This is a genomic window from Pseudomonas sp. TWR2-1-1, assembly GCF_049897045.1.
Lineage (GTDB): Bacteria > Pseudomonadota > Gammaproteobacteria > Pseudomonadales > Pseudomonadaceae > Aquipseudomonas > Aquipseudomonas versuta.
This window is the reverse complement of record NZ_JAFCVM010000009.1, coordinates 1-20,719: the sequence shown is the minus strand read 5'-3', so window position 1 is coordinate 20,719 and position 20,719 is coordinate 1. Positions and strand designations below refer to the sequence as shown.

Below are 20,719 nucleotides of genomic sequence, written 5' to 3'. Positions count from 1 at the left end.
TTGATACCCTTTGCGCGCAAATAACCTGCGGGAACCCGCAAAAGAAACGCGTAAATGTGCAGGGTTATTGCCCCTGACCGGACGCTGCTTTGGGTCATACTCGGGTATCGGGCCGCCAGCGGGTGCGCCTCTGACGGATTGCAGCACATGAGCCAAAGAGTCCCCATTGCAGCTGAAAACGTATTGCATCATTTTCTCGGGATTTCCCGCGCGCTGGCCGGGCGCCTGGACTTTCAGTCAATGATCGAAGCGGTCTCCGAAGAGATCCGTTTTATCCTGCCCCACGATCATCTTGACGTCAGCCTGCTGCTGGATGACGACAGTCACCTGTCGGCCTACGAAACGGGTTTGCACACCTCCTGGAGCGATTTTGCATTTCATCCGCTGGAGATTGCCCGCAGCCCCATCCGCGCGCTGTTGCTGGGGATGGAGCCGTATATCCTCAGCGATGATGCGATGAATGACCAACGCTTCCAGTTCCCCGGTGCGCTCAATCACCCGATTTTCGATGCCAATTTACGCAGCCGCCTGCACGTCCCGTTGCGTGCCCGGGGAGAAGTGATCGGCGCCCTGAGTTGCTCAACCCACGCTGCCAACTTCTACACCCTCGATGATGTGCGCCACACCCAGCATGTAGCCGATTTGCTGGCGTCTTATCTATATGCCCTGCGCCAGACCGAACAGGCCAAGCACCTGGCAATCGCCGAAGCGCAGATCCGGGCCCGCGAAGAAGGCCTGCGCCTGGGTGTGCTGCGCCTGACCGAAGAACTGGAAAACGAGCGACAGCGCATCGGCATGGACCTGCACGACCAGACCCTGGCCGACATGACCCGCCTGCACCGGCGTATTGCCCGCCTGCAACTGCTGGAGCAGATCCCGGCGGCAGAATTGGTCCCGGTCGGCCAGGCCCTGCAAGAAAGCATGCAGGAACTAAGACTTATCATTGATGCGGTCAAACCTACCGTGTTGCAGCTGTTCGGTTTTGTCGAAGGGCTCGAAGACCTGCTGCTGCGCAGCGTTCGCAACAGCGGTTTAAACATTGTCACGCGCCTGCGTGACAACACCGGCGGGCTGGCCAACGACCTGGCCGAACCCCAGCAGATCGCCTTGTTCCGGATCATTCAGGAAGCGGTCAATAATGCGATCAAGCATGCGGCACCGAATGTGATAATCGTCGAAATCACCGCCTCCGGCAGCCACTTGCAGCTGACCATTGTTGACGACGGCCCCGGGCTGGACAGCGTCAGTCGACTGGAAACCGGCGGTATTAAAAACATGCGCATACGCGCACAACTGCTTGGCGCGCAGGTACAGATCGAGAAAGGTCCGGATGACAAAGGCACCTGCGTGCAAGTCAGCCTGCCACTGCCAGCGCAGGCCGAATAGGTAGAGAAAACACCATGGAAATCCTGTTGATCGAAGACGACCCGGTGCATCGCGCCTTTTTCAGGGAAGTGATCGAGGTCGCGCTGCCGGAATGCGAGCGCCTGCATGAAGCCGAAGACGGTCTGGCCGGCGAGCGTCTGGCCCATGAATTTGCCGTTACCTCGGTGGTCATGGACCTGCAAATGCCCAAGCGCACCGGGGTCGAAGCCGCACGGGCGATCTGGCGCGAGCGCCCGCACACCTCAATCATGTTCTGGTCCAACTATGCCGACGAAGCCTACGTGCGGGGCATCTCACGCATCGTTCCCGAGGGTGCGGCGTACGGCTACATCCTCAAGACCGCTAGCGAGGATCGCCTGCGTCTGGCGCTGCGCAGCCTGTTTATCGAGCAGCAATGCGTGATCGATCGCGAAGTGCGCGGTGTGCAGCAAAAGAGCCAGAACCAGTTGCTCGGCCTGACCGATACCGAATACGAAGTGTTGCAGGACATCGCCCTGGGCCTGACAGACCGGATCATCGCCCAACGTCGCAACCTGTCGTTGCGCAGCGTGCAAAACCGCCTGCAGCAACTGTATGAAAAGCTCGGCGTACGCCAGCCCTCGACCGACAGCGACAGCACCCCGGCCTTCAACCTGCGCTCAAGAGCAGTCAACGTGGCCCTGCTACGCAAACTGCTGAACCGCACGGCCCTGGAGCAAGCCGAGATCGAATTGCAGGAATGGCTCAAAGACCCGCGCTTCAACTACCTGCGGCATTGAACCGCAACCTGTAGGAACGAGCTTTTCGACCAGCCAACAGCTCGCGAGCAAGCTCGCTCCTACAGAGGTGATCAACCTGGCGCGGCTACCCAAAATCCTGCACCGCACGGCCCTGAAACAGGCCTAGATAAAATTACAGAAATGGCCCCTGCGAACCGAAACCTGTAGGAGCGAGCTTGCCTCGCGAGCTTTTCAACCAGCCAACAGCTCGCGAGACAAGCTCGCTCCTACAGAGGTGATCAACCTGGCGCGGCCACCCAAATTCCTGCACCGCACGGCCCTGAAACAGGCCTAGATCAAATTACAGAAATGGCCCATGCGAACCGAAACCTGTAGGAGCGAGCTTGCTCGCGAGCTTTTCGACCAGCCAACAGCTCGCGAGCAAGCTCGCTCCTACAGAAGTAGCGGCAACAAAGGATTTCACGTTTTTTTCACATTCAGCTGCTATTCTGCGCGCCTCTTTGGGGAGTAGCTGGCCGTCACACGTGTGGCGGCGCTCTGGTCAACATTCTCGGCAACCTGCCGTGGCCATGGCATCCGTCAGGATTTGCGAGACCAACGACATACCTGTGCTGAAGTCGGGCGCACAGTGTTATGCCGTTGTCTTGAGCCCGACTGGATAATAAACATGAACCCGATTGCCCTGATTCTCCTCGCTTTCGCCATGTCGACAGATGCCTTCGCGGCAGCCATCGGCAAAGGCTCCAGCCTGCACAAACCACGTTTCACAGAAGCCCTGCGTACCGGCCTTATCTTCGGCGTGATTGAAGCCATTACCCCGGTGATCGGCTGGGCCATCGGCAACGCCGCCAGCAGCTACGTCACCCAATGGGATCACTGGATCGCCTTCACCCTGTTGCTGGGCCTGGGCCTGTACATGATCTACAACGGGGTCAAACCCGATGAAGAAGAAGCCGAAGAAAAACCGTCGCAGCACTCATTCTGGATTCTGGTGATCACCGCCATCGCCACCAGCATCGACGCACTGGCGGTCGGGGTTGGTCTGGCATTTGTCGACGTGAATATCTGGATGGCCGCCGGGGCCATCGGTCTGGCTACCATGACCATGGTGATCATCGGCACCATGCTGGGGCGAGCACTCGGCAGTCTGGTGGGCAAGCGCGCGGAAATCGTCGGTGGCGTGGTGCTGATTATCGTTGGTGCAACGATCCTCTATGAACACCTGAGCGCTGTTTAAAACCTCGCCGGGATCTGACGCAGGCGTTGCGTCAGATACCCGTGCTAATCAATCCGGCGTGGCAGTACGGTTGATGCGATACAGCGACCAGCTGTAAAAGGCCAGCGCCAGGCCAGCCAGCGCCCCGCCCACCAGGCCGATCCAGGCAAAACCGAGATGGCCGCCAACATAACTGCCCAGCAATGCACCGCCACCGATACCGATGTTGTAAATCCCCGAAAACATCGCCATCGCCACATCTGTAGCATCTGGCGCCAGCGTCAGTACCTTGGACTGCAACGCCAGGCCGAAGCCCATGATCGCCATGCCCCAGAAAATGCTCAGCACCCCCAGGGACTCAATCCAGCCGCTGGCAGGCAGCAGCAACAACAGGCAAAACGTCAGCAAGCCAACTGCCCCCAGCAAGAAACGCTGCGGATTGTGCTTGTGGAACCAGCTGAAGCACAGGGAGCCAATAATTCCGGCACCGCCGAACAGCAACAGGATCAACGTCACCATGCTGCCACTCATGCCGGCAACGCCCTGGACGAAGGGTTCGATGTAGCTGTAAGCCGTGAATTGCGCAGTCACCACCACCGCCGTCAGCACATAGATCGCCACCAGCGCCGGACGCTTGAACAGGATCGGCAGGCTTCTGAGCGAGCCCGAGTTCTGGCTCGGCAACAGTGGTAGCGTGCGGGTCAACCAGAACACCAGCAAACCGGCCAGCCCGGCAATCACAATAAACGTGGTGCGCCAGCCCATGGCTTCACCCAGCAAACGGCCCAGCGGCACCCCCAGCACCATCGCCAGCGAGGTACCGGTGGCCAGCAGACCCAAGGCTTGAACCTGCTTGCCCTCTGGGGCCAGACGCACGGCCAGGGAGGCGGTAATGGACCAGAACAGGGCGTGAGACAACGCTACCCCTATTCGGCTGAGTAATAAAATGCCGAAGTTGGTGGCCAGGCTCGACAGCACATGACTGACGATAAACAGCCCGAACAGGATGAGCAGCAGCTTGCGGCGCTCGACATTTCGCGTCAGCAACATGATGGGCAGCGAGGCCAGCGACACCACCCACGCATAAATCGTGAGCATCAGCCCGACGCTGGCCGTGGTCATGTCGAAGCTGGCGCCGATCGCGCTCAGCAGCCCGACCGGGACAAATTCGGTGGTATTGAACACGAACGCGGCCAGTGCCAGTGCGATGACCGGTTGCCAGTTAGCCTGGGATGCAGAAGTGGGGTTGCTCATTTAAGGGGTGAACTACTCGCTAGCGATGGTATGACAGGCCCGGGATCCGACCTTCCCTGATGCGCCATGTTGCATACACAACAGGCGCCATCTGGAAGCTTCGGGCCCGAACCACAGGGGCGCATTCTATAGACTTATTCAGTGACAGTTGGAGCACATCGAAATTCAAAACCGAGACATATGGCCGCACCCGAGGGGGGTAGTTCAGTCAGGTATTTGCAGTGCCCGGCTCAGGATCAAGGTTAGGTGTTGTTGCCGGCTTGTGCTTTAAAAGACGGTGCTGCTGCGACCACTCAATATCCGAAGCGACCCGCAGGCCCATCACATGCCGGAAAAACGACCCTGTAGTCGCTGACGAGCTATGCGAGGCTGCGATCGACGGCGCAGCCGTCGCAAACCGTCCATCCCTGGTGTGTCAGGTACATCAAGGATGAAGGGCTACGTGCCTTGCCTGATCCCAGCCTCGCGCCTCGTCAGCGACTACAACCCTGGGCCTGTAACGGATGCCCCCGGCTGCACCTTCGGCGCACGCAACACTATCTCGGTGATTTCTGAAGGCCGACCCAGTCGAACCGGGAAACCGTTCCACAACCCTGTGCCGTTACTCACATAAAGTTTCATGCCGTCCACTTGATACAGCCCCGAGACAAAGCCTTCATTGGCCCACTTTGCAATTACATGCGGACCCAGTATCTGCCCGCCATGGGTATGCCCCGACAATTGCAGGTCAACACCCTGCCCCGCGTTGGCCAGCGCACCGCCCGGTCGATGGCTGAGCAATATGACAGGATCACCCGCCGGGACACCTTTGAGGGCCTTGAAGATATCCGGCTCCGGCAGTTTGAACGGTTGCGCCGCTTTGTCGGTGACCCCGGCCAGTATCAGGTCACGCCCGTTATGAGTGATCCGCTCATGGTCGTTGAGCAGCATATGCAAACCCAGGTGCTCAAAGGCCGGCAACCAGTGCACGTAGTCGACGTAGTATTCGTGGTTGCCCGGGATGGCAAACACACCATGGCGGGCGCGCAGGTTTTTGAGCGGTTGAACATCCTCGACCCTGGCCTGGGGCGAACCGTCCACCAGGTCTCCGGTGATCAGGATCAGATCAGGTTTCAGTGCATTGGTCTTGTCCACCACAGCCTGGAGCCAGGGTGCCTGCAACAGTCGGCTGGCATGCAGGTCGGTGAGCTGCACAATGCGCAACCCGTCGAGTTCTTCAGGCAGGCTCGGCAAGACGATCTCCATGGTCTTGACCTCAGGCACGCGAATCGCCTGCCACACCCCGACAGCCGCCAAGCCCATGCTGATCAGGCCAAGGGCAATCCCCAGACGTCGCCCGCCCAGCAAGGCCCGAGCGGTTCTACGCGACAGCGGCCAGACCGCAATACCCGCCAGATCCCGAACCAACAACAGCAGCGCCAGCAGTATCAGGCTGGCAAATGCCCACCCCAACACCACAAGCACCTCACCCGGCACTTCGGGCGACGCCATGCTGCCAAAGAAGGTACGGGTGACAAGGTGGTGCTCGGCGATCAATAGCAGCACAACGCCCAAACCGGACCTGCAGGCCTTGCTCATCGGGAGCGGCCAGACAAAACGCCAGATCACATAAAGAGCAATGAACGCGGTGATGATATGAAACATGTTTACCCCTGCCATAAGCCTATACGTCTGACTCGCGCACTCTGGCGCAGGCGAGACCGATTTGCACGCGAGCCTGACAACCCGGTCGTATCAGTGCAAACGGCAATGCTTACAGAATGTATCCAAGACCTGAAAGCCGCCCAATGGATCCATTAAACCCAAAACAAAAGATTATCCGTTCGATAATCGGCTATTAACGGCAGACTACATTGACCAGACAGCCCAGGTTGATTCTTAATGGATCCATAAAAGCAATAACACCTGATCTGGAGATTGGTCATGTACCCAAAAAACACCTGGTACGTCGCGTGCACCCCCGATGAAATTGCAGACAAACCCCTGGGCCGGCAAATTTGTGGTGAAAAAATCGTCTTCTATCGCGCCGGAGAAAACCGGGTTGCCGCGGTCGAGGACTTTTGCCCCCATCGCGGCGCTCCGCTGTCATTGGGGTATGTCGGTAACGGCAATCTGGTCTGCGGCTATCACGGCCTGGTCATGGGCTGCGACGGCAAGACCGTCGAGATGCCCGGGCAACGGGTTCGCGGTTTTCCGTGCAACAAAACCTACGCCGCGGTCGAGCGCTATGGCTTTATCTGGGTCTGGCCCGGCGATCAGGACCTGGCCGACCCCGCACTGATCCATCATCTGGAATGGGCTGTCAGCGATGAATGGGCCTACGGCGGCGGGCTGTTTCATATCAATTGCGATTATCGCCTGATGATCGACAACCTGATGGACCTGACCCACGAGACCTACGTCCACGCCTCCAGCATCGGCCAGAAAGAAATCGACGAAGTTGCCCCGACCACCACCGTCGAAGGCCATGAGGTGGTCACTGCGCGGCACATGGAAAACATCATGCCTCCACCCTTCTGGCGCATGGCATTGCGCGGCAATGGCCTGGCTGACGACGTGCCCGTGGATCGCTGGCAGATTTGCCGCTTTTCACCGCCCAGCCATGTACTGATTGAAGTGGGCGTGGCCCACGCGGGCAAAGGCGGCTATCACGCAGCCCCCGAGTTCAAGGCGTCGAGCATCGTGGTCGACTTCATCACCCCCGAAACCGAAACCTCGATCTGGTACTTCTGGGGCATGGCGCGCAACTTCAACCCCCGGGACCAGACCCTCACCGATACGATCCGCGAAGGTCAGGGGCAGATTTTCAGCGAAGACCTGGAAATGCTCGAGCGCCAGCAACAAAACCTGCTGGACCATCCACACCGCGCCCTGCTCAAACTCAATATCGACTCAGGCGGTGTGCAGTCACGCCGGGTACTGGAGCGCATCATCGCCAGCGAACGCTCCCCCGAACCGCAACTGATCGCCAGCGCACAGTAAACACCCGCGCTCGGCACTCGCTGGCGTGCCAGCCCCCTCATAAGAACAAGGAACCGGCATGATTGATGTGGTGGTGATTTCACGCAAAAACGAAGCGCAAGACATCTGCAGCTATGAGCTGGCCAGTGTCGATGACAGCGCCCTGCCCGGGTTCAGCGCCGGCGCGCATATTGATGTGCATCTGCCCGGCGGGCTGATCCGTCAGTACTCCTTGTGCAACCATCCCGACGAGCGCCATCGTTATGTGATCGGCGTGCTCAAGGACCCGGCTTCACGGGGCGGTTCGCAACGCTTGCACGAACAGATCAAGCCCGGCGATCGCCTGCGCATCAGCGAGCCGCGCAATCTGTTCGCGTTGACCCGCGATGCCCGCCGCAGCCTGCTGTTCGCCGGCGGGATCGGGATTACCCCGATTCTGTGCATGGCCGAGCGCCTGGCCCATAGCGGTGCAGATTTCGAACTGCATTACTGCGCCCGCTCCAGTGCACGCGCCGCCTTTGTTGAGCGCCTGCGCAATTCGCCTTTTGCAGACCGGGTGTTTCTGCACTTCGACGAACAGGCCGAAACCGCCCTGAACGCCGCCCGGGTACTGGCCGACCCGCAGCACGACACTCACCTCTATGTATGCGGCCCGGGGGGCTTCATGCAGCACATTCTGGACAGCGCCCGGGCCCAGGGCTGGGAGGAAGCGGCGCTGCACCGCGAGTACTTCGCCGCAGCCCCCATGGACAGCAGCAACGACGGCAGCTTTTCAGTCAGGCTGGGCAGCAGCGGCCAGGTCTTCGAGATTCCGGCCGACAAAACCGTGGTCCAGGTCCTGGAAAGCCATGGCATCGACATCCCCATGTCTTGCGAACAGGGCGTCTGCGGAACTTGCCTGACCCGCGTACTTGAAGGCGTGCCGGATCACCGCGACATGTTCCTCACCGAGCAGGAGCAAGCCTGCAACGATCAGTTCACTCCCTGCTGCTCACGCTCGAAATCGCCGCTGCTGGTGCTGGATATCTAAACTCAGTCCGGGCGGTGAATCACTTTCATCCGCTCACTGGCCACTGCCGAGCCAAAGATTTCGGCGTAACGCAAGGTCGCGTTGGCGTGCTCGCGCATGATGGCTTCGGCGCGGGCACCCTGGCCACTGACCAGGGCATCGAACACCGAATGATGCTGCATGTGCGCGTAGTTGAAGCGCCGGTACTCGCGCACCATGTCCTTGCGATCGACCGCCAACGCGGTCACCGAAGCAAACGGCAAGTGATCATTGCGCGCCAGCGCATCGGCAATCGCCGGGTTATGGCTACCCTCGACAATCACCTGATGAAAACGCATGTTGAGATCGTGATAGATCTCGAGATCGTCCTCGGTCACAAAGCCCTTTTCGAACAGCTCATCGCCTTGCATCAGGCACAGTTCGAGGACCTTGCGCCCTTCGGCCGACAGCCCGCGCTCGGCGGTCTGGCGTGCCGCCAACCCTTCCAGCACACCGCGCACCTCGACCGCACCGGCAATATCATCGGCACTCACCGAGCGCACCTGAAAGCCGCGACCGCCAAAACGCACCAGCAAGCCTTCCTGCTCCAGGGTGCGAAACGCCATGCGCACCGGCATCCGGGACACACCGAACAATTCAGCGGTAGGGATTTCCATCAGGCGTTCGCCTGCGGCCAGTTCGCCTGAGGCAATCATTTTGCGCAGTGCGATCAGCACTAATTGACCGGGCTTGCTCATCCAGACAACTTCCAGAAAACAGGGGCGGTCATAGTAACAGGCACACCCAAAAACCCGTAGGAGCGAGCGTGCTCGCGAGCTTTGCGTGATGAAGAGCTCGCGAGCAAGCTCGCTCCTACGGGCCTGTCGAGGTTATATCGACAATGGGTAACTCACGATCACCCGGGTCTGGTCAAAGTCGCTGTTGAAGCTGCGCCGGTTGGTGGCGTTATTGATGCGCAGGCCGAGGTTTTTCAGGGCACCGCTCTGAAAGGTGTAACTGACCTCGGTATCACGCTCCCACTCCTTGCCGTTGGTGCCCTGCTTGGTGGTAGCGTTGTCACCATGACCATAACGGACCATGGCCAGCAACCCCGGCACTCCCAGTGCGGCAAAGTTGTAGTCATAGCGCGCCTGCCAGGAACGTTCATCGGCATTGCTGAAGTTACCGTTGAACATATCGTTGCCCAGGGTACGGCCACTGCTGCCGTACACCGACATCCAACCGGTGTCCCCACTCACCCGCTGCAAGCCCAGATACACGGTATGGCCGCCGGTTGCTGCCGAAAAAAGGCCATAGGCCGTGTGGCTGCTGACCTTGCCGATGCGGGCACTGCCATCGTCCCTGTCAATGAAGTAGCCAAGATTGGCCCCCAGCACCCAGTCGCCCACCGGCTGTTTGTGCAGCAGATTGAAATAGCTTTGCTGGTAGATATCTTCCAGCTGCGAATGCCACAGCCCCACCTGGGTGCGCTGCTGATTGAAACGGTACTCGGCCCCCGCGTAATTGAAGCGGTCGGAGGTGACCCCCGGCGCAGCCCAGGCCGAGAGGTCCTGCATATCCGAAGAGTTGCGCAAGCTGACGGATCTGTACTGACCCGCCTGCAACCCCAACCCTTCGATTTCTTTGGAGACCAGCATGGCACCGCGGAAAGTCTGCGGCAGCAGGCGACCATCGTCGTAGCGCAACACTGGAACATCCGGCAGCAGCTCACCGAGCTTCAACTCAGTAGCGGAAAAACGCGCCTTCGCCGCCACCCCGGCACGGCCGAAATTGTCAGCGGCGCGACCGTCATCATGTACCGGCAGCAACTCCGACCCGCTGGCCAGCCGGCTGCTGTCCAGCTTGACCCCGAACATGGCTATCCCCTCCAGACCAAAGCCCACCGGCCCCGGGGTGTAGCCCGAGTTGAACTTGAGAATAAAACCCTGCGCCCACTCATCCACCTTGCTTTTAGTGGCGCCCGGATCACGGAAGTCACGATTGAAATAGTAATTGCGCAGCAGCAAGTCGGTGCTCGACCCTTCAAAGAAACCCTCTTGCTGCGCCAGCGCCGAGGCGCAAAAGGTCAACGAGAGCAAGCCAATCATCATCTTCATTATTATTGTTCTCCGATTATCGGGCGCAGCCGCTCCCCGAAGCCGATACAGCCCGCCCGTTTTTATTGTTATTTAGAACTGTAGGAGCGAGCTTGCTCGCGAGCCGTGTGCGATTGAAAAGCTCGCGAGCAAGCTCGCTCCTACAGATAAAACAGGATCAAGCCGACGCCAGCACCGGCTGCGCCTGCACGGTCGAAGGCTTGAGCAGCAACAGGCAGCCCGCTGCGACCACAAATACGATGGCAAACACCCCGTACAAGTGCAGCGGCTGCCAGCCGGCGTCCAGCAAAAACCCGGCAGCGACTGGCGACACAATGGCGCCGATACGGCCAATCCCGATGCCCCAGCCCACCCCCGTCGCCCGCACGGAGGCGTCATACACCACCGGCGACAGTGCATAGAGGCCGGCAACACAGCCGTTGGAAAACAACCCGATCAGCAATCCCAGCCCCAGGGCAGCCATCACCGAAGACGCCGAGCCGACAAACAGCACCAGCAAACCGGCGGTAACCAGCATGAATAGCGAGAGCACCCGGGCCAGCGGCCAGCGCGATGACAAGCCGCCAATCAATGCCGCACCGAAGATCCCGCCAACACTCAGCAGTACACCCCCGGTAATCCCCTGTTGCGCGGAAAGCCCGGCAGACACCAGCAACTTGGGGGTCCAGCTCATCACAAAGTAGAAGCCGAACATCACCAGGAAGAACAACAGCCAGATCACCAGCGTGGTACGACGCATTGCAGGCCCCAGCAGAGCACCAAGGGCATTACGGCTGCCGGACGCACTTGCGACCACCGGCGGCATTTGACTCAGGGCCGGCTGCCCCAAACGCCGGGCCAGCCGGTTGATGCGTTGCAAAGCGGTGACCGGACGGCGCGCCAGCAGAAAATCCAGCGACTCGGGCAGCCACAACAGCACCAGCGGAATCACTGCAAAGGTGACCAGCCCGCCGAACACAAACACCGAACGCCAGCCCCAACGGGTCAGCAACCAGACCGCCAGCAAGCCGCCCAGCGTTGCCCCAAGTGCATAGCCGGTGGACTGCAGACTGACCGCCAGGCCGCGCCAGCGCTTGCTCGCATATTCACTGGCAATCACGTTGCTGCTCGCCAGAATCCCGCCAATCCCAAGCCCCGTCAGACCGCGCAACAAAGCCAGTTGCACGGGGCTCTGACTCATGGCTGAAAGCAGCATGCCGGTGCCCGAGATCACCAGACACAACAGGATCAAAGGCCGACGACCGATGCGGTCAGCCCAGGGCGCGATAAACAAGGAACCTGCGGCCATACCGAACAAACCGGCACTGAGCAGCAAACCGATCTGCGCACCGTTGAGTGCCCACTCGGCCGATACCGAAGCCGCCGTGAACGCCATCACCAGCACGTCAAACCCGTCAATCATGTTCAACACAATGCAAATACCGATCGCCAGCAACTGAAAGCGACTCATCGGACCGTTATCCACGGCGGCTTTCAGACCCATAGACATGGCTGTGCCTCCGTGTCGCTAAAGACCGGGACCACGAAAAAAACGGTAGTGCACACAGATGTAAAGTCAGCAGAACTCAGGCAGTTCTGTGCCCTGGATAAGCCATTCATGACGAGACCCTTTTTTTGTAGTTTTTATGGGTGACGCTCAGGAGGGGGTCCTGCCATCACCTTGCGCTAGTCAACCCGTTAATGGATCCACAGGCAATATGAGGGGACCGTGTATTGACTGAATTTACTTCATAAAAACGGCCTTTCCTGAAAACATAAATCAATATTTACTATACTTTTCAATCGCTTAAACAAAGCCAAAATCCTCACGATTAGCGTGCGATTATCGACCAATCTCCTTATATTCGGGGCCAAGGGCGATATCGCCAGGTTTTCAGGCCTGCACCCCAGCCCATTGGATCCACTAAACCTGAACCACTGGTTAGATCGCAGCCGATAAAGGTGGTGTCAGAGGTTAAGAAACCCGCTTTGTTTAGAGCTTGGCGATGTCAGGATCCAAAGGTTTGCAACCTGACTTCGCGCTGCTGTCTGCTATTAAGGTTCGACGCTTACGTACAACAAAAACCGAACCCCAAGGAACACCCTGAATGCCATCCACTGCATCCGCTGCCCCGTCGCCAACCCATGGTGTGTTCGGCCTCTTCTGCCTGGGCAGTTACTTACTGTCAGTGTCTTACGGCACCACGTTTTTATTGGCCATGGTGCTCAGCGCCCACGGCGGCAGCGAGTCCGATGCCGGCACGATCATTTCGCTGGCCATGCTCAGTACCTTTGGCGCGGTGATTTTTTCCGGGCATCTGACCGATCTGTTCGGTGCACCAAAGGCGATTGCCGCTGGCGCCGTGCTGCTGGCGGCAGCGTGCCTGGGCTTCGCAACGGTTCCGGCCTATGGCGTTGCGGTGCTGGTATCCGGCTTGCTGCTGGGCTTTGGCTGGGGGGTGTTTTACACCCTGGGGCCGATCATCGTGGCGATGATGATTGAGCCTGCGCGCCGGGTTAAATACTTCGCCCTGCTGTCTGGCAGCATGATGAGCGGCATCGGTAGCGGCCCCCTGACAGGTCGCGCGGCCCAGGCACTGGGGTATCCAGTGGAATCGGCCTTTGTAGTGGCTACCGTTGCCAGCCTGCTGGGCGGCCTGGTGTTTGTGCTGATCGGCCCGAAAATCAAACGCCAGAGCGCCGCCGTCGGCCCCGTCAGTGTGTGCAAAATCACCCTGCCGGCCGCGCGCCTGGTGCTGCGCTCAAAGGCTGTATTCGCGATTGTCATGGTCGGCCTGGGCGGTGCAATCTTCGGCGGGCTGTCGAGTTTTCAAACGTCTTACGCCAGCCTCAATCATCTGGATTACTCACTGTTCTTCCTCGGATTCATGGGCGCAGCCATCTCGTGCCGGCTGTTGATCGCAGGCTTTATCGTCAAGCGCGACCCCTACGTGATGGCCTGCATTCTGACGGCCATGATCGTAGCCTCGGTGTTGATGTTCATGTTCTGCGTCAGTTCGGCCAGCACTTACTTGCTGGCCGCGATGACCCTGGGTGTCGGATACGGCCTGACCTACTCGGTGATCAATGGCCTGGCCGCCAACGAAGCCCCCGCCGGGCACACGGCGCAGTCGCTGGTGCTGTTCAGCCTGGCGTACTTTGTCGGGGTGTTCGGCTTTCCATGGCTGGCCGGGCACGTGATCGTCAACTACGGCATCCCGGCCCTGCTCTCAGTCATTCTGCTGATTGCCCTGTGTAACTGGTCGATTACCCTCGGCCGGTTGCTGTGGCGACGCCTTGCTCTGAACGAGCGCGGCAGCCCTGCCAAACCTCGCGCATCAGCGTCTTGAGCATCAGGGCTTCGGCCCAGCGATCACTGATATCGCGCCCGTCCGCCCCGGTAATGGCATAGGGCGGCGGGCCCAGCTCACAGGTAAAGGACAGGCTCTGCGGCGTGTCCGTGCGGGCCAGCCAGTCCTCTATGCCGTACTGCCACCAGCCCAAAAAGCGCTGCAACCAGGGCTGATGCTGGGCGAAGCTGATGGGAACCTGCACCTGTTCGCTACAGGCGACACGGCCGTGAAAGCCCCAACTGTTACGCAAAATGGTGTGGATCATGGCGTCGTCTTCGGCGCTGGCCTGCACCGGCAGTTCGCGCCCCACCACGTAGTGGGACAAGTCCGCCAGCAGCTTGAGAGCCGGCATTTCGGCCAGCAGATCGAGGGTAAAGAACAGATCGTTGGTCAGGCGATAACGATGGGTTTCCAGCAATACGGGAAAGTCCACCTGCTCGGCCAGCCGCTGCCAGCCTTCGGCCAGTTTGACCGCCTGCGACAGGCTGCGCGGGCGCACATCGGCCTGTAGCGTCAGGTGATGGCAACCGTATTGGGTGGCCACGTCGAGCGCTGCCGCCAGATCATCCACCGAACGCGGAAATACCTGGCCTTCGATCTGTAACCCCCGGTCTCTGGCTGCCTGGTGCAGGCGCGCAGCAGGCTGTGGCAGCCAAAAGTGATCGGTGACGCCATCAAACCCGGCGGCCACTATTTTATCCAGCTGGGCTTCCAGAGGCTGGTCGGTTTGACCGTTGTGGTCCTGCATGGCCCAGAGGGACTGAAACACCAGAAATTCACGCATATCAGTTCCTCAACAGTTGTTTGAGCGACACATTGGCGTCCATCAGTCCAGGCACCAGCAGCACTGTGCGGCTGGCGATCAGGCGTTCGCAGAGTTTGATGTCCCGGGCCAAGCTGGTGCCCTGGCCCCAGCTGCAGGCACCTTGCAAATGTTGCTCGGCATCGAGGTAAAACATCAGAAAGCCGCCGTCTGCTGTCACCCGCAGGGCAGAAGGTGCGGCGCTGCTGATCTGGCCGCAGGTTTGCAAACCCCAGTCATAGTGATCGGACCAGAACCCCGGAATGCTGTCGAAGGGCAGTTCGGCGCCCAGCAGATTGAGAGCCGCGTGATGGCCCTGATGTTCGGCATTGCGCCAGGTTTCCTGACGCTGGTACGGACCTTGCGCGTGCAAACGGAATTCACACACATCACCCGCCGCAAAGATGTCCGGCGCACTGGTCTGCAACCGGGCATCGACCCGGATGCCCTGCCCCACCTCCAGCCCGGCAGCCCTGGCCAGTTCGACGTTGGGTTGCATGCCGATGCCCACTACCAGCAGATCACAGGGCAGGCGCTGGCCGTCGACCAATTGCACGGCCTCGGCACGCTCGCTACCCAGCACCGCTTCAATGGCCACGTTCAGGCGCACGTCAACACCCCGGGCCCGATGCAGGTCCAGCAATACGCCAGACAAGCGCTCGGGCAGCACCCGCCCGGCCAGGCGCGGCCCCGCTTCAAGCAGGGTCACATTGCAGCCCAGGGCCCGTGCCGTGGCAGCCACTTCCAGGCCAATAAAGCCGCCGCCGACAATCACCACCCGGGCGCCGGGGTGCAAGCCGCCGCGCAGGGCCAGGGCTTCATCGTGGGTGCGCAAATACAACACATTGCTCATATGCTCCGGCACATTGGACAGGCGCCGTGCCCGGCCGCCGGTTGCCAGCAACAACCGCCCATAGGGCAACCAGCTGCCATCGGCCAGTTGTAGCCGGTGCTGTTGCGGCGCCAGAGACTGCACCGGCCTGGCGGTCCAGTGCTCGATTTCCAGCTCATCCAGCCGGGTGCTGTCGCACAGGCTACAACCCGCCAGATCGGTGCTGCCTTGCAGCAACCCCTTGGACAGCGGAGGCCGTTCATAAGGTGCATGAGCTTCGTCGCCGATCAGGATCAGCCGCCCGCCGTATCCCTCGCTGCGTAAGGTCAGGGCCGCACGCCCGCCGGCATGCCCGGCACCGATAATCACCAGTGGAGCGTTGGCTGTATTCATGGTCTGGCTCCCTGCTCTCAAGCCGGTACGGCAAGAAACAAACGACCGGCCTCGACCCGCACCGGATAGGTCTTGAGGTTGACGCAGACAGGAGCACCCAGCGCCTTGCCCGAGCGGTAATCAAAGCGTCCGTTATGCTTGGGGCACTCGATAACGTGGTCCATCACCAGCCCGTCGGCCAGGTGGATGGACTCGTGGGTGCACAGGCCGGCAGTGGCGAAAAACTCGCTCTCGGCTGACCGGTACACGGCATAGGTGTGCGGGCCATGGTCAAAGCGCATCACATCTTCTTCATCTATATCGTCCACGGCGCAGACGTCGATCCATTGCTCGCTCATGATCTTCTCTCTTGTCGTTGTGGTTGCGATCAGCCGGTCACAGCCTGGCTTTGAGGTGCAGCATCAGCGCGTGGCCCTGTGGGGCGACGAATGAAATAACCCGGGTCTTTGCGCTGGCGCAGGATGGCCGGAATGATTTCCTTGAAGGCGCCAAGCAGATCGGGATACGGCGGCGGGCAGTCGTGGCGGATTTCCTCATGCAACTGCGCCAGTGCGTGGTAAGGCACCATCGGGTACATGTGATGCTCGAGGTGATAGTTCATGTTCATGTAGATAAAGCGCAGCAGCGGGTTCATGTAAATCGTGCGGCAGTTGCTGCGGTGATCCAGCGAGTCCTCGGCCAGCCCCACATGCTGCGACAGCCCGAACAGGTAAGACAGCCACGCGCCATACAGGCTCGGCAGGCCGATAAACATCAATGGCAACCAACTGTGCTGATACAGCGCCAGGCCGATCACCAGTGCGTAAATCACCAGCCAGATCCGCGCTGTACGCACCACCCCCGGCCATTCGGATTCGGGAATATAGGTCTTCTCTTCATCATCCATCTGCCCGGCTGCATGGCGAAATACCGAACGCAAGGTATTGAACCCATGGGGCAGGTTGAACAGGCTCAGGGCCATACGTACCAGACTTGGCGGACGCGGCTCGACGATTTCCGGATCGCGCCCCACGACGATGGTGTCAGTGTGATGACGGGTATGGCTCCAGCGCCTGACATGGGGTTCGAACAGGCACATGAAGCTCGCTACCTGATACACCGCGTCGTTCATCCAGCGGGTTTTGAATGCCGTGCCATGGCCCATTTCATGCCAGCGCGCATTGGAGGCAGTGCCATACAGCACCCCATAGGCCATAAAGAACGGAACGCAGGCCCAGGAACCCCAGAACCAGTAGCCGCCGAACCCGGTCACCAGCAAAGCCAGCCCCCACAATGCGGTGTCGCGCAGGGCCGGGCCGTCGCGGCGCTGCATCAGCTCCTTGAGGCGTTTACGGGAAATCGGGCATTGATACCAACTGGCCGAGACCAGGCCTTTGTTGGCGGCCCGCGCAGCTTCGGGGCCGGTCAATCGATAGTCGCGGCGTTCGGTTGAACTGGATTGAGACATGGAAGGTTCTCCGCAGGCTTGTTTATTGTTCTGGGGAAAATATAAGCAGCCATGCCATGGCCCTCAATGCCTTGAATAGATTCCCTTTCAAGCTATCATCGAGCCCCAGTGCAGCTTGATAGTTTTCTATCAAGGCCTCCTTCAGGGCTGATCATGAACAACAATAAACGCCCGACTATCGCCACTGTCGCCGCCCATGCGGGGCTGAGTGTGGCCACCGTAGACCGGGTGCTCAACGCCCGGGCGCCGGTCAATCCGGACACTGCCGAACAGGTGTTCCAGGCCGCCGAAGCGGTCGGCTATTTCGCCGCCCGCCTGATTGGCCAGCGCATCCGCGAGCGGCGCCCCGCTTATCGCTTCGGCATTCTGTTGCTGGGCACCGCCCAAGCGTTCTACGGCAACCTGGCAGCGGCCATTACCGAGGCCGCCCGACGCCAGCTCGAGGCCAACCTGAGCTGCCACTTCGAGTACATAGTCGACCGCAGCCCGGCCGCCATCGTGGCGCAAATCGAGCACATGGCCGTGCAATACGATGGCCTGGCGGTGGTCAGCTTCACCCACCCGCAGATCAACGCCTGCCTTGCCCAGATCCGCGAAGCCGGCGTGCCGGTCATTGCGCTGCTGTCCGACATTCATGAGCAAGGGCACGAGGCCTACGTCGGCGTCGACAATCACAAGGTGGGGCGCACCATGGGCTGGTTGCTGGCGCACACCTGCAGCGCACGCAAGGGCAGCATCGGCGTGATGCTGGGCGGGCACCGGTTCCAGGGGCATCAGGCGCGGATCGATGGCTTGCGCAGCTACCTGGCGCAACACGCTCCGGGGCTCAAACTGCTCAACCCGCTGATCAATATGGACAACAATGAAGTGACCGAAGAAGCGGCGCTCGACCTGCTGGCCCGGCATACCGATTTACGCGGCCTGTGCGTGGTGGGTGGCGGTGGCGACGGCATCATCCGCGCGCTGGCACAACAGCCCGGGCGCCCGGGTCTGTGCAGCATCCTGCCGGAATCCACCGAACTGTCGCATCAGGCGCTCAAACAGGGGTTGATCAGCCTGGTGGTGGACTCCCAGCCGAAGCTGATTGCGGCGGCGCTGATGGACTTGCTGGTAGAACTGCAAACCGCGCCGCAGTTTGATCCGTTGCGTCACCGCATCCATGTGCCGTTGCAGATCGTCACCAGCGAGAACCTGTGACGCGCCCATCGCGAGCAACCAAGGTGCGACATCCAGAGAGCTTTGCAGGTGTGCCTTAGCGGTATTCGTGCAGCTTTTTGTCACGAAGACACCTACAGCCCTTGCTCATTGTTTCCCATAAGTCAGCGCTTCTATTTTGCCACTCCTTTTCAGCGAACCACGGAGTAGCAAACATGCTTGAACCATCTGAGCACACCCCCGCAATCCAGTCCGCCGCCAGCCTGTTTAGCACTGGCGATGTTTATTCCGGCGCCTACAACTTCATGAGCAGCATCAGTGCCGGGGTCGATCCGCGTACCGGTATGTTTTCGGCCTCGGTAACCCTGCCTACCGGGGCCGCCAACGATTTACGCGGGCCCATCAGCCAATTGCGCCTCGGCTACAGCCCCTTGATGACCGAGGATCAGGGCTTTGGTCTGGGCTGGATGCTCGGCACTACGTCCTGGGACGGGGCCAGTCAGCAGTTGCAGCTCAATTCCGGCGAGCGTTTTCGTGGGGAGATTGTTGGTCAGAGCATGCGCTTCCCGGACGTTCGCTTGCCGGTGGTGACGGTCACGGTGCAGCGCCAGGAGATGTGGGTGCGGCATAACGACGGTACCTCCGAGCGTCTGATTCCGTTGGCCGGGCACCCGAGCCTGTGGGTGGTCAGCACCCTGGTGGGGGCCGATGGCAGTGCCCTGAGTTTTGACTGGCGCTCCATCGGTAACGCCGCTTACTTGCAAAAGGTCAGCGATGCCCAGGGTCGAACCGTGGTGGGGCTTTCCTACGAAGGTTTGCAAACCCATCTGACCCTGCAGCCGGACACCCCTTCGCGGATGGTGATGACTTTTCAGCGCATCTCCGGGCAGTTGCGCCGGGTGACGGTGGACGGGCTTCCCGACAATGGCTGGCAATTTGACTACAGCACTGCGAGCTCGGGGTTGTTGCTGTTGAGCAAATGCACCCAGCCCACCGGCAGCACCGAGGAAGTGACCTACAGCGAGGCCAACGGTTTGTACCTGCCTGCGGGTGCACCGTTCCCACGAATGCCGGTAGTCAGCCAGACCCGCAAGGATCCGGGCGACGGCCAGCCGGTGCAGCTGATTCGTTATGACTACGGCCTTTATGGTTCCAACAATTACTTCGGCTGGCCGGTAGTGCGGCAGTGGCGCAACCGTGAGGACAATCTTTACCACCTCACAGGGGGCGGCGATTTCCTATACGGCTCCACCGAAACCCTGATGGATGCCCGGGGGACTGTTTTGCAAACAGTGTCGCGCACCTTTAACCGTTTCCATCTGCTGACCCGCGAACGCACGTTGCAGGGCCAGACGCTGCAGGAAACCCAGACCACCTATTACGATGAACCCTGGCTACCCATTGCCCGGCAAGTGCCTTACTTCCAGTTTCCGCACAAGGTCATCACTCGCAAGGCGCACCTGGATGGTCAGCGGGTGCTGCGTGAACTGAGCACAGAAGAAGAAACCCGCTACGACGACTTGGGCAATCCTGTTTGGCACCGCAATGCATTGGGTGGCATTGAAGAGTCGGAGTATTACCCGGTCAGTGGTGAGACCGAGAACTGTCCGGCCGATCCGCTGGGGCGCATCACCCGTCTGAAAAGTCGCACCGCAAGCCCGCCACCCGGCAGCGTGGGCCCGGTCAAACAGACCCGATACCGTTATCAATCATTGCCCGTGCGTCAGGATGCTCCAGCATTTGCGTTGCCGACTTTCGTCCAGAGCAGTGAAGAACGCTTGTTGCTGGTTGAAGGTGAAAACCTGACTGAACTGGTGCATTCCGGCCAGACCTTTATCGTTGATCCGGCCTCGCCCCATCACGCTCGCATGTTGAGTGAAACCGAGACTGTGCAGGGTAAAAGCACGACCCGAACCTACAGCTACATGCTCACTCAAGCGCGAGGGGCTCGGTCGATTGAGCGTGCCGTACTGCAGGAAAACGTAACGGTCACTGGGCACGACGGGCACTCATCTGTCTCCCAATCCTCGCAGGATCTGTACTCGGGCCTGATGGTCACCGAGCAGACCGATGAACAAATGCGCATCGCCTTTGCCCACGATGCCCTGGGCCGTGTA

Annotated in this window: 17 protein-coding genes; 8 read left to right on the top strand and 9 right to left on the bottom strand. The window is 60.0% G+C overall.

Translation table 11 applies throughout. The features are described 5' to 3' along the window. Nucleotides 1–147: 147 nt before the first annotated feature. From ACP7BO_RS20475 to mntP, 3 genes are all read left to right on the top strand, one after another. On the top strand, nt 148–1,386 hold the full coding sequence (locus tag ACP7BO_RS20475) for a GAF domain-containing sensor histidine kinase (protein ID WP_397456521.1): 1,239 nt from the start codon (nt 148–150) through the stop codon (nt 1,384–1,386). A 14-nt stretch (nt 1,387–1,400) separates the two neighbouring features. Continuing rightward, nucleotides 1,401–2,144, top strand: coding sequence for a response regulator transcription factor (locus ACP7BO_RS20470; RefSeq protein WP_397456520.1), 744 nt, complete (start codon nt 1,401–1,403; stop codon nt 2,142–2,144). 628 nt (nt 2,145–2,772) lie between these two features. Then, nucleotides 2,773–3,342 carry a manganese efflux pump MntP gene (gene mntP / locus ACP7BO_RS20465; RefSeq protein ID WP_397456519.1) on the top strand — a complete coding sequence of 190 codons (570 nt, stop codon included), beginning with the start codon at nt 2,773–2,775 and terminating at the stop codon, nt 3,340–3,342. A 48-nt stretch (nt 3,343–3,390) separates the two neighbouring features. On the opposite strand, the gene ACP7BO_RS20460 is transcribed toward mntP, so the two are convergent. Beyond that, the gene (locus ACP7BO_RS20460; protein ID WP_397456518.1) at nt 3,391–4,575 is read right to left on the bottom strand and encodes a sugar transporter; all 1,185 of its coding nucleotides are present in this window, start codon (nt 4,573–4,575) and stop codon (nt 3,391–3,393) included. A gap of 480 nt (nt 4,576–5,055) precedes the next feature. Continuing rightward, on the bottom strand, nt 5,056–6,219 hold the full coding sequence (locus ACP7BO_RS20455) for a metallophosphoesterase (RefSeq protein ID WP_426212383.1): 1,164 nt from the start codon (nt 6,217–6,219) through the stop codon (nt 5,056–5,058). 279 nt (nt 6,220–6,498) lie between these two features. Here ACP7BO_RS20455 and ACP7BO_RS20450 point away from each other — a divergent pair, with 279 nt between their 5' ends. Together ACP7BO_RS20450 and ACP7BO_RS20445 are read left to right on the top strand one after the other, a co-directional pair. Continuing rightward, nucleotides 6,499–7,557, top strand: a complete 1,059-nt coding sequence (locus ACP7BO_RS20450) for a Rieske 2Fe-2S domain-containing protein (RefSeq protein ID WP_426212381.1) — start codon at nt 6,499–6,501, stop codon at nt 7,555–7,557. A 58-nt stretch (nt 7,558–7,615) separates the two neighbouring features. Then, nucleotides 7,616–8,566, top strand: coding sequence for a PDR/VanB family oxidoreductase (locus tag ACP7BO_RS20445; RefSeq protein WP_397456515.1), 951 nt, complete (start codon nt 7,616–7,618; stop codon nt 8,564–8,566). A 2-nt stretch (nt 8,567–8,568) separates the two neighbouring features. Here the strand turns inward: ACP7BO_RS20445 and ACP7BO_RS20440 are convergent, their stop codons facing one another. The 3 genes from ACP7BO_RS20440 to ACP7BO_RS20430 all read right to left on the bottom strand — a co-directional run bounded on the left by ACP7BO_RS20440 (nt 8,569) and on the right by ACP7BO_RS20430 (nt 12,130). Continuing rightward, a complete protein-coding gene (locus tag ACP7BO_RS20440) occupies nt 8,569–9,282 on the bottom strand; it encodes a GntR family transcriptional regulator (protein ID WP_073510124.1) in 714 nt (237 codons plus the stop codon). Between the two features lie 132 nt (nt 9,283–9,414). Further along, nucleotides 9,415–10,641, bottom strand: a complete 1,227-nt coding sequence (locus ACP7BO_RS20435) for an OprD family porin (protein WP_426212378.1) — start codon at nt 10,639–10,641, stop codon at nt 9,415–9,417. Between the two features lie 157 nt (nt 10,642–10,798). Then, nucleotides 10,799–12,130, bottom strand: a complete 1,332-nt coding sequence (locus ACP7BO_RS20430) for an MFS transporter (RefSeq protein ID WP_426212376.1) — start codon at nt 12,128–12,130, stop codon at nt 10,799–10,801. A gap of 598 nt (nt 12,131–12,728) precedes the next feature. On the opposite strand from ACP7BO_RS20430, the gene ACP7BO_RS20425 reads away from it, so the two are divergent. Next, entirely contained in the window at nt 12,729–13,970 is a 1,242-nt protein-coding gene (locus ACP7BO_RS20425; protein ID WP_426212374.1) for an MFS transporter, read from the top strand. On the opposite strand, the gene ACP7BO_RS20420 is transcribed toward ACP7BO_RS20425, so the two are convergent. From ACP7BO_RS20420 to ACP7BO_RS20405, 4 genes are read right to left on the bottom strand one after another with little or no spacing between them, the layout of a single operon-like run. Next, nucleotides 13,888–14,757 (bottom strand): sugar phosphate isomerase/epimerase family protein, encoded by an 870-nt coding sequence (locus ACP7BO_RS20420; protein ID WP_426212372.1) that lies wholly within the window; start codon nt 14,755–14,757, stop codon nt 13,888–13,890. The genes ACP7BO_RS20425 and ACP7BO_RS20420 overlap by 83 nt on opposite strands. Nucleotide 14,758: 1 nt before the next feature. After that, nucleotides 14,759–16,000: an NAD(P)/FAD-dependent oxidoreductase gene (locus ACP7BO_RS20415; protein ID WP_426212370.1), complete on the bottom strand. Its 1,242-nt coding sequence runs from the start codon at nt 15,998–16,000 to the stop codon at nt 14,759–14,761. A gap of 17 nt (nt 16,001–16,017) precedes the next feature. Further along, on the bottom strand, nt 16,018–16,338 hold the full coding sequence (locus ACP7BO_RS20410) for a MocE family 2Fe-2S type ferredoxin (RefSeq protein ID WP_060691805.1): 321 nt from the start codon (nt 16,336–16,338) through the stop codon (nt 16,018–16,020). A gap of 29 nt (nt 16,339–16,367) precedes the next feature. Next, nucleotides 16,368–17,447, bottom strand: coding sequence for a fatty acid desaturase family protein (locus ACP7BO_RS20405; RefSeq protein WP_426212368.1), 1,080 nt, complete (start codon nt 17,445–17,447; stop codon nt 16,368–16,370). 153 nt (nt 17,448–17,600) lie between these two features. Here ACP7BO_RS20405 and ACP7BO_RS20400 point away from each other — a divergent pair, with 153 nt between their 5' ends. Next, on the top strand, nt 17,601–18,644 hold the full coding sequence (locus ACP7BO_RS20400) for a LacI family DNA-binding transcriptional regulator (RefSeq protein ID WP_397456509.1): 1,044 nt from the start codon (nt 17,601–17,603) through the stop codon (nt 18,642–18,644). 173 nt (nt 18,645–18,817) lie between these two features. Then, a partial coding sequence (locus ACP7BO_RS20395) for a hypothetical protein (RefSeq protein WP_426212366.1) occupies nt 18,818–20,719 on the top strand: 1,902 nt, incomplete at its 3' end.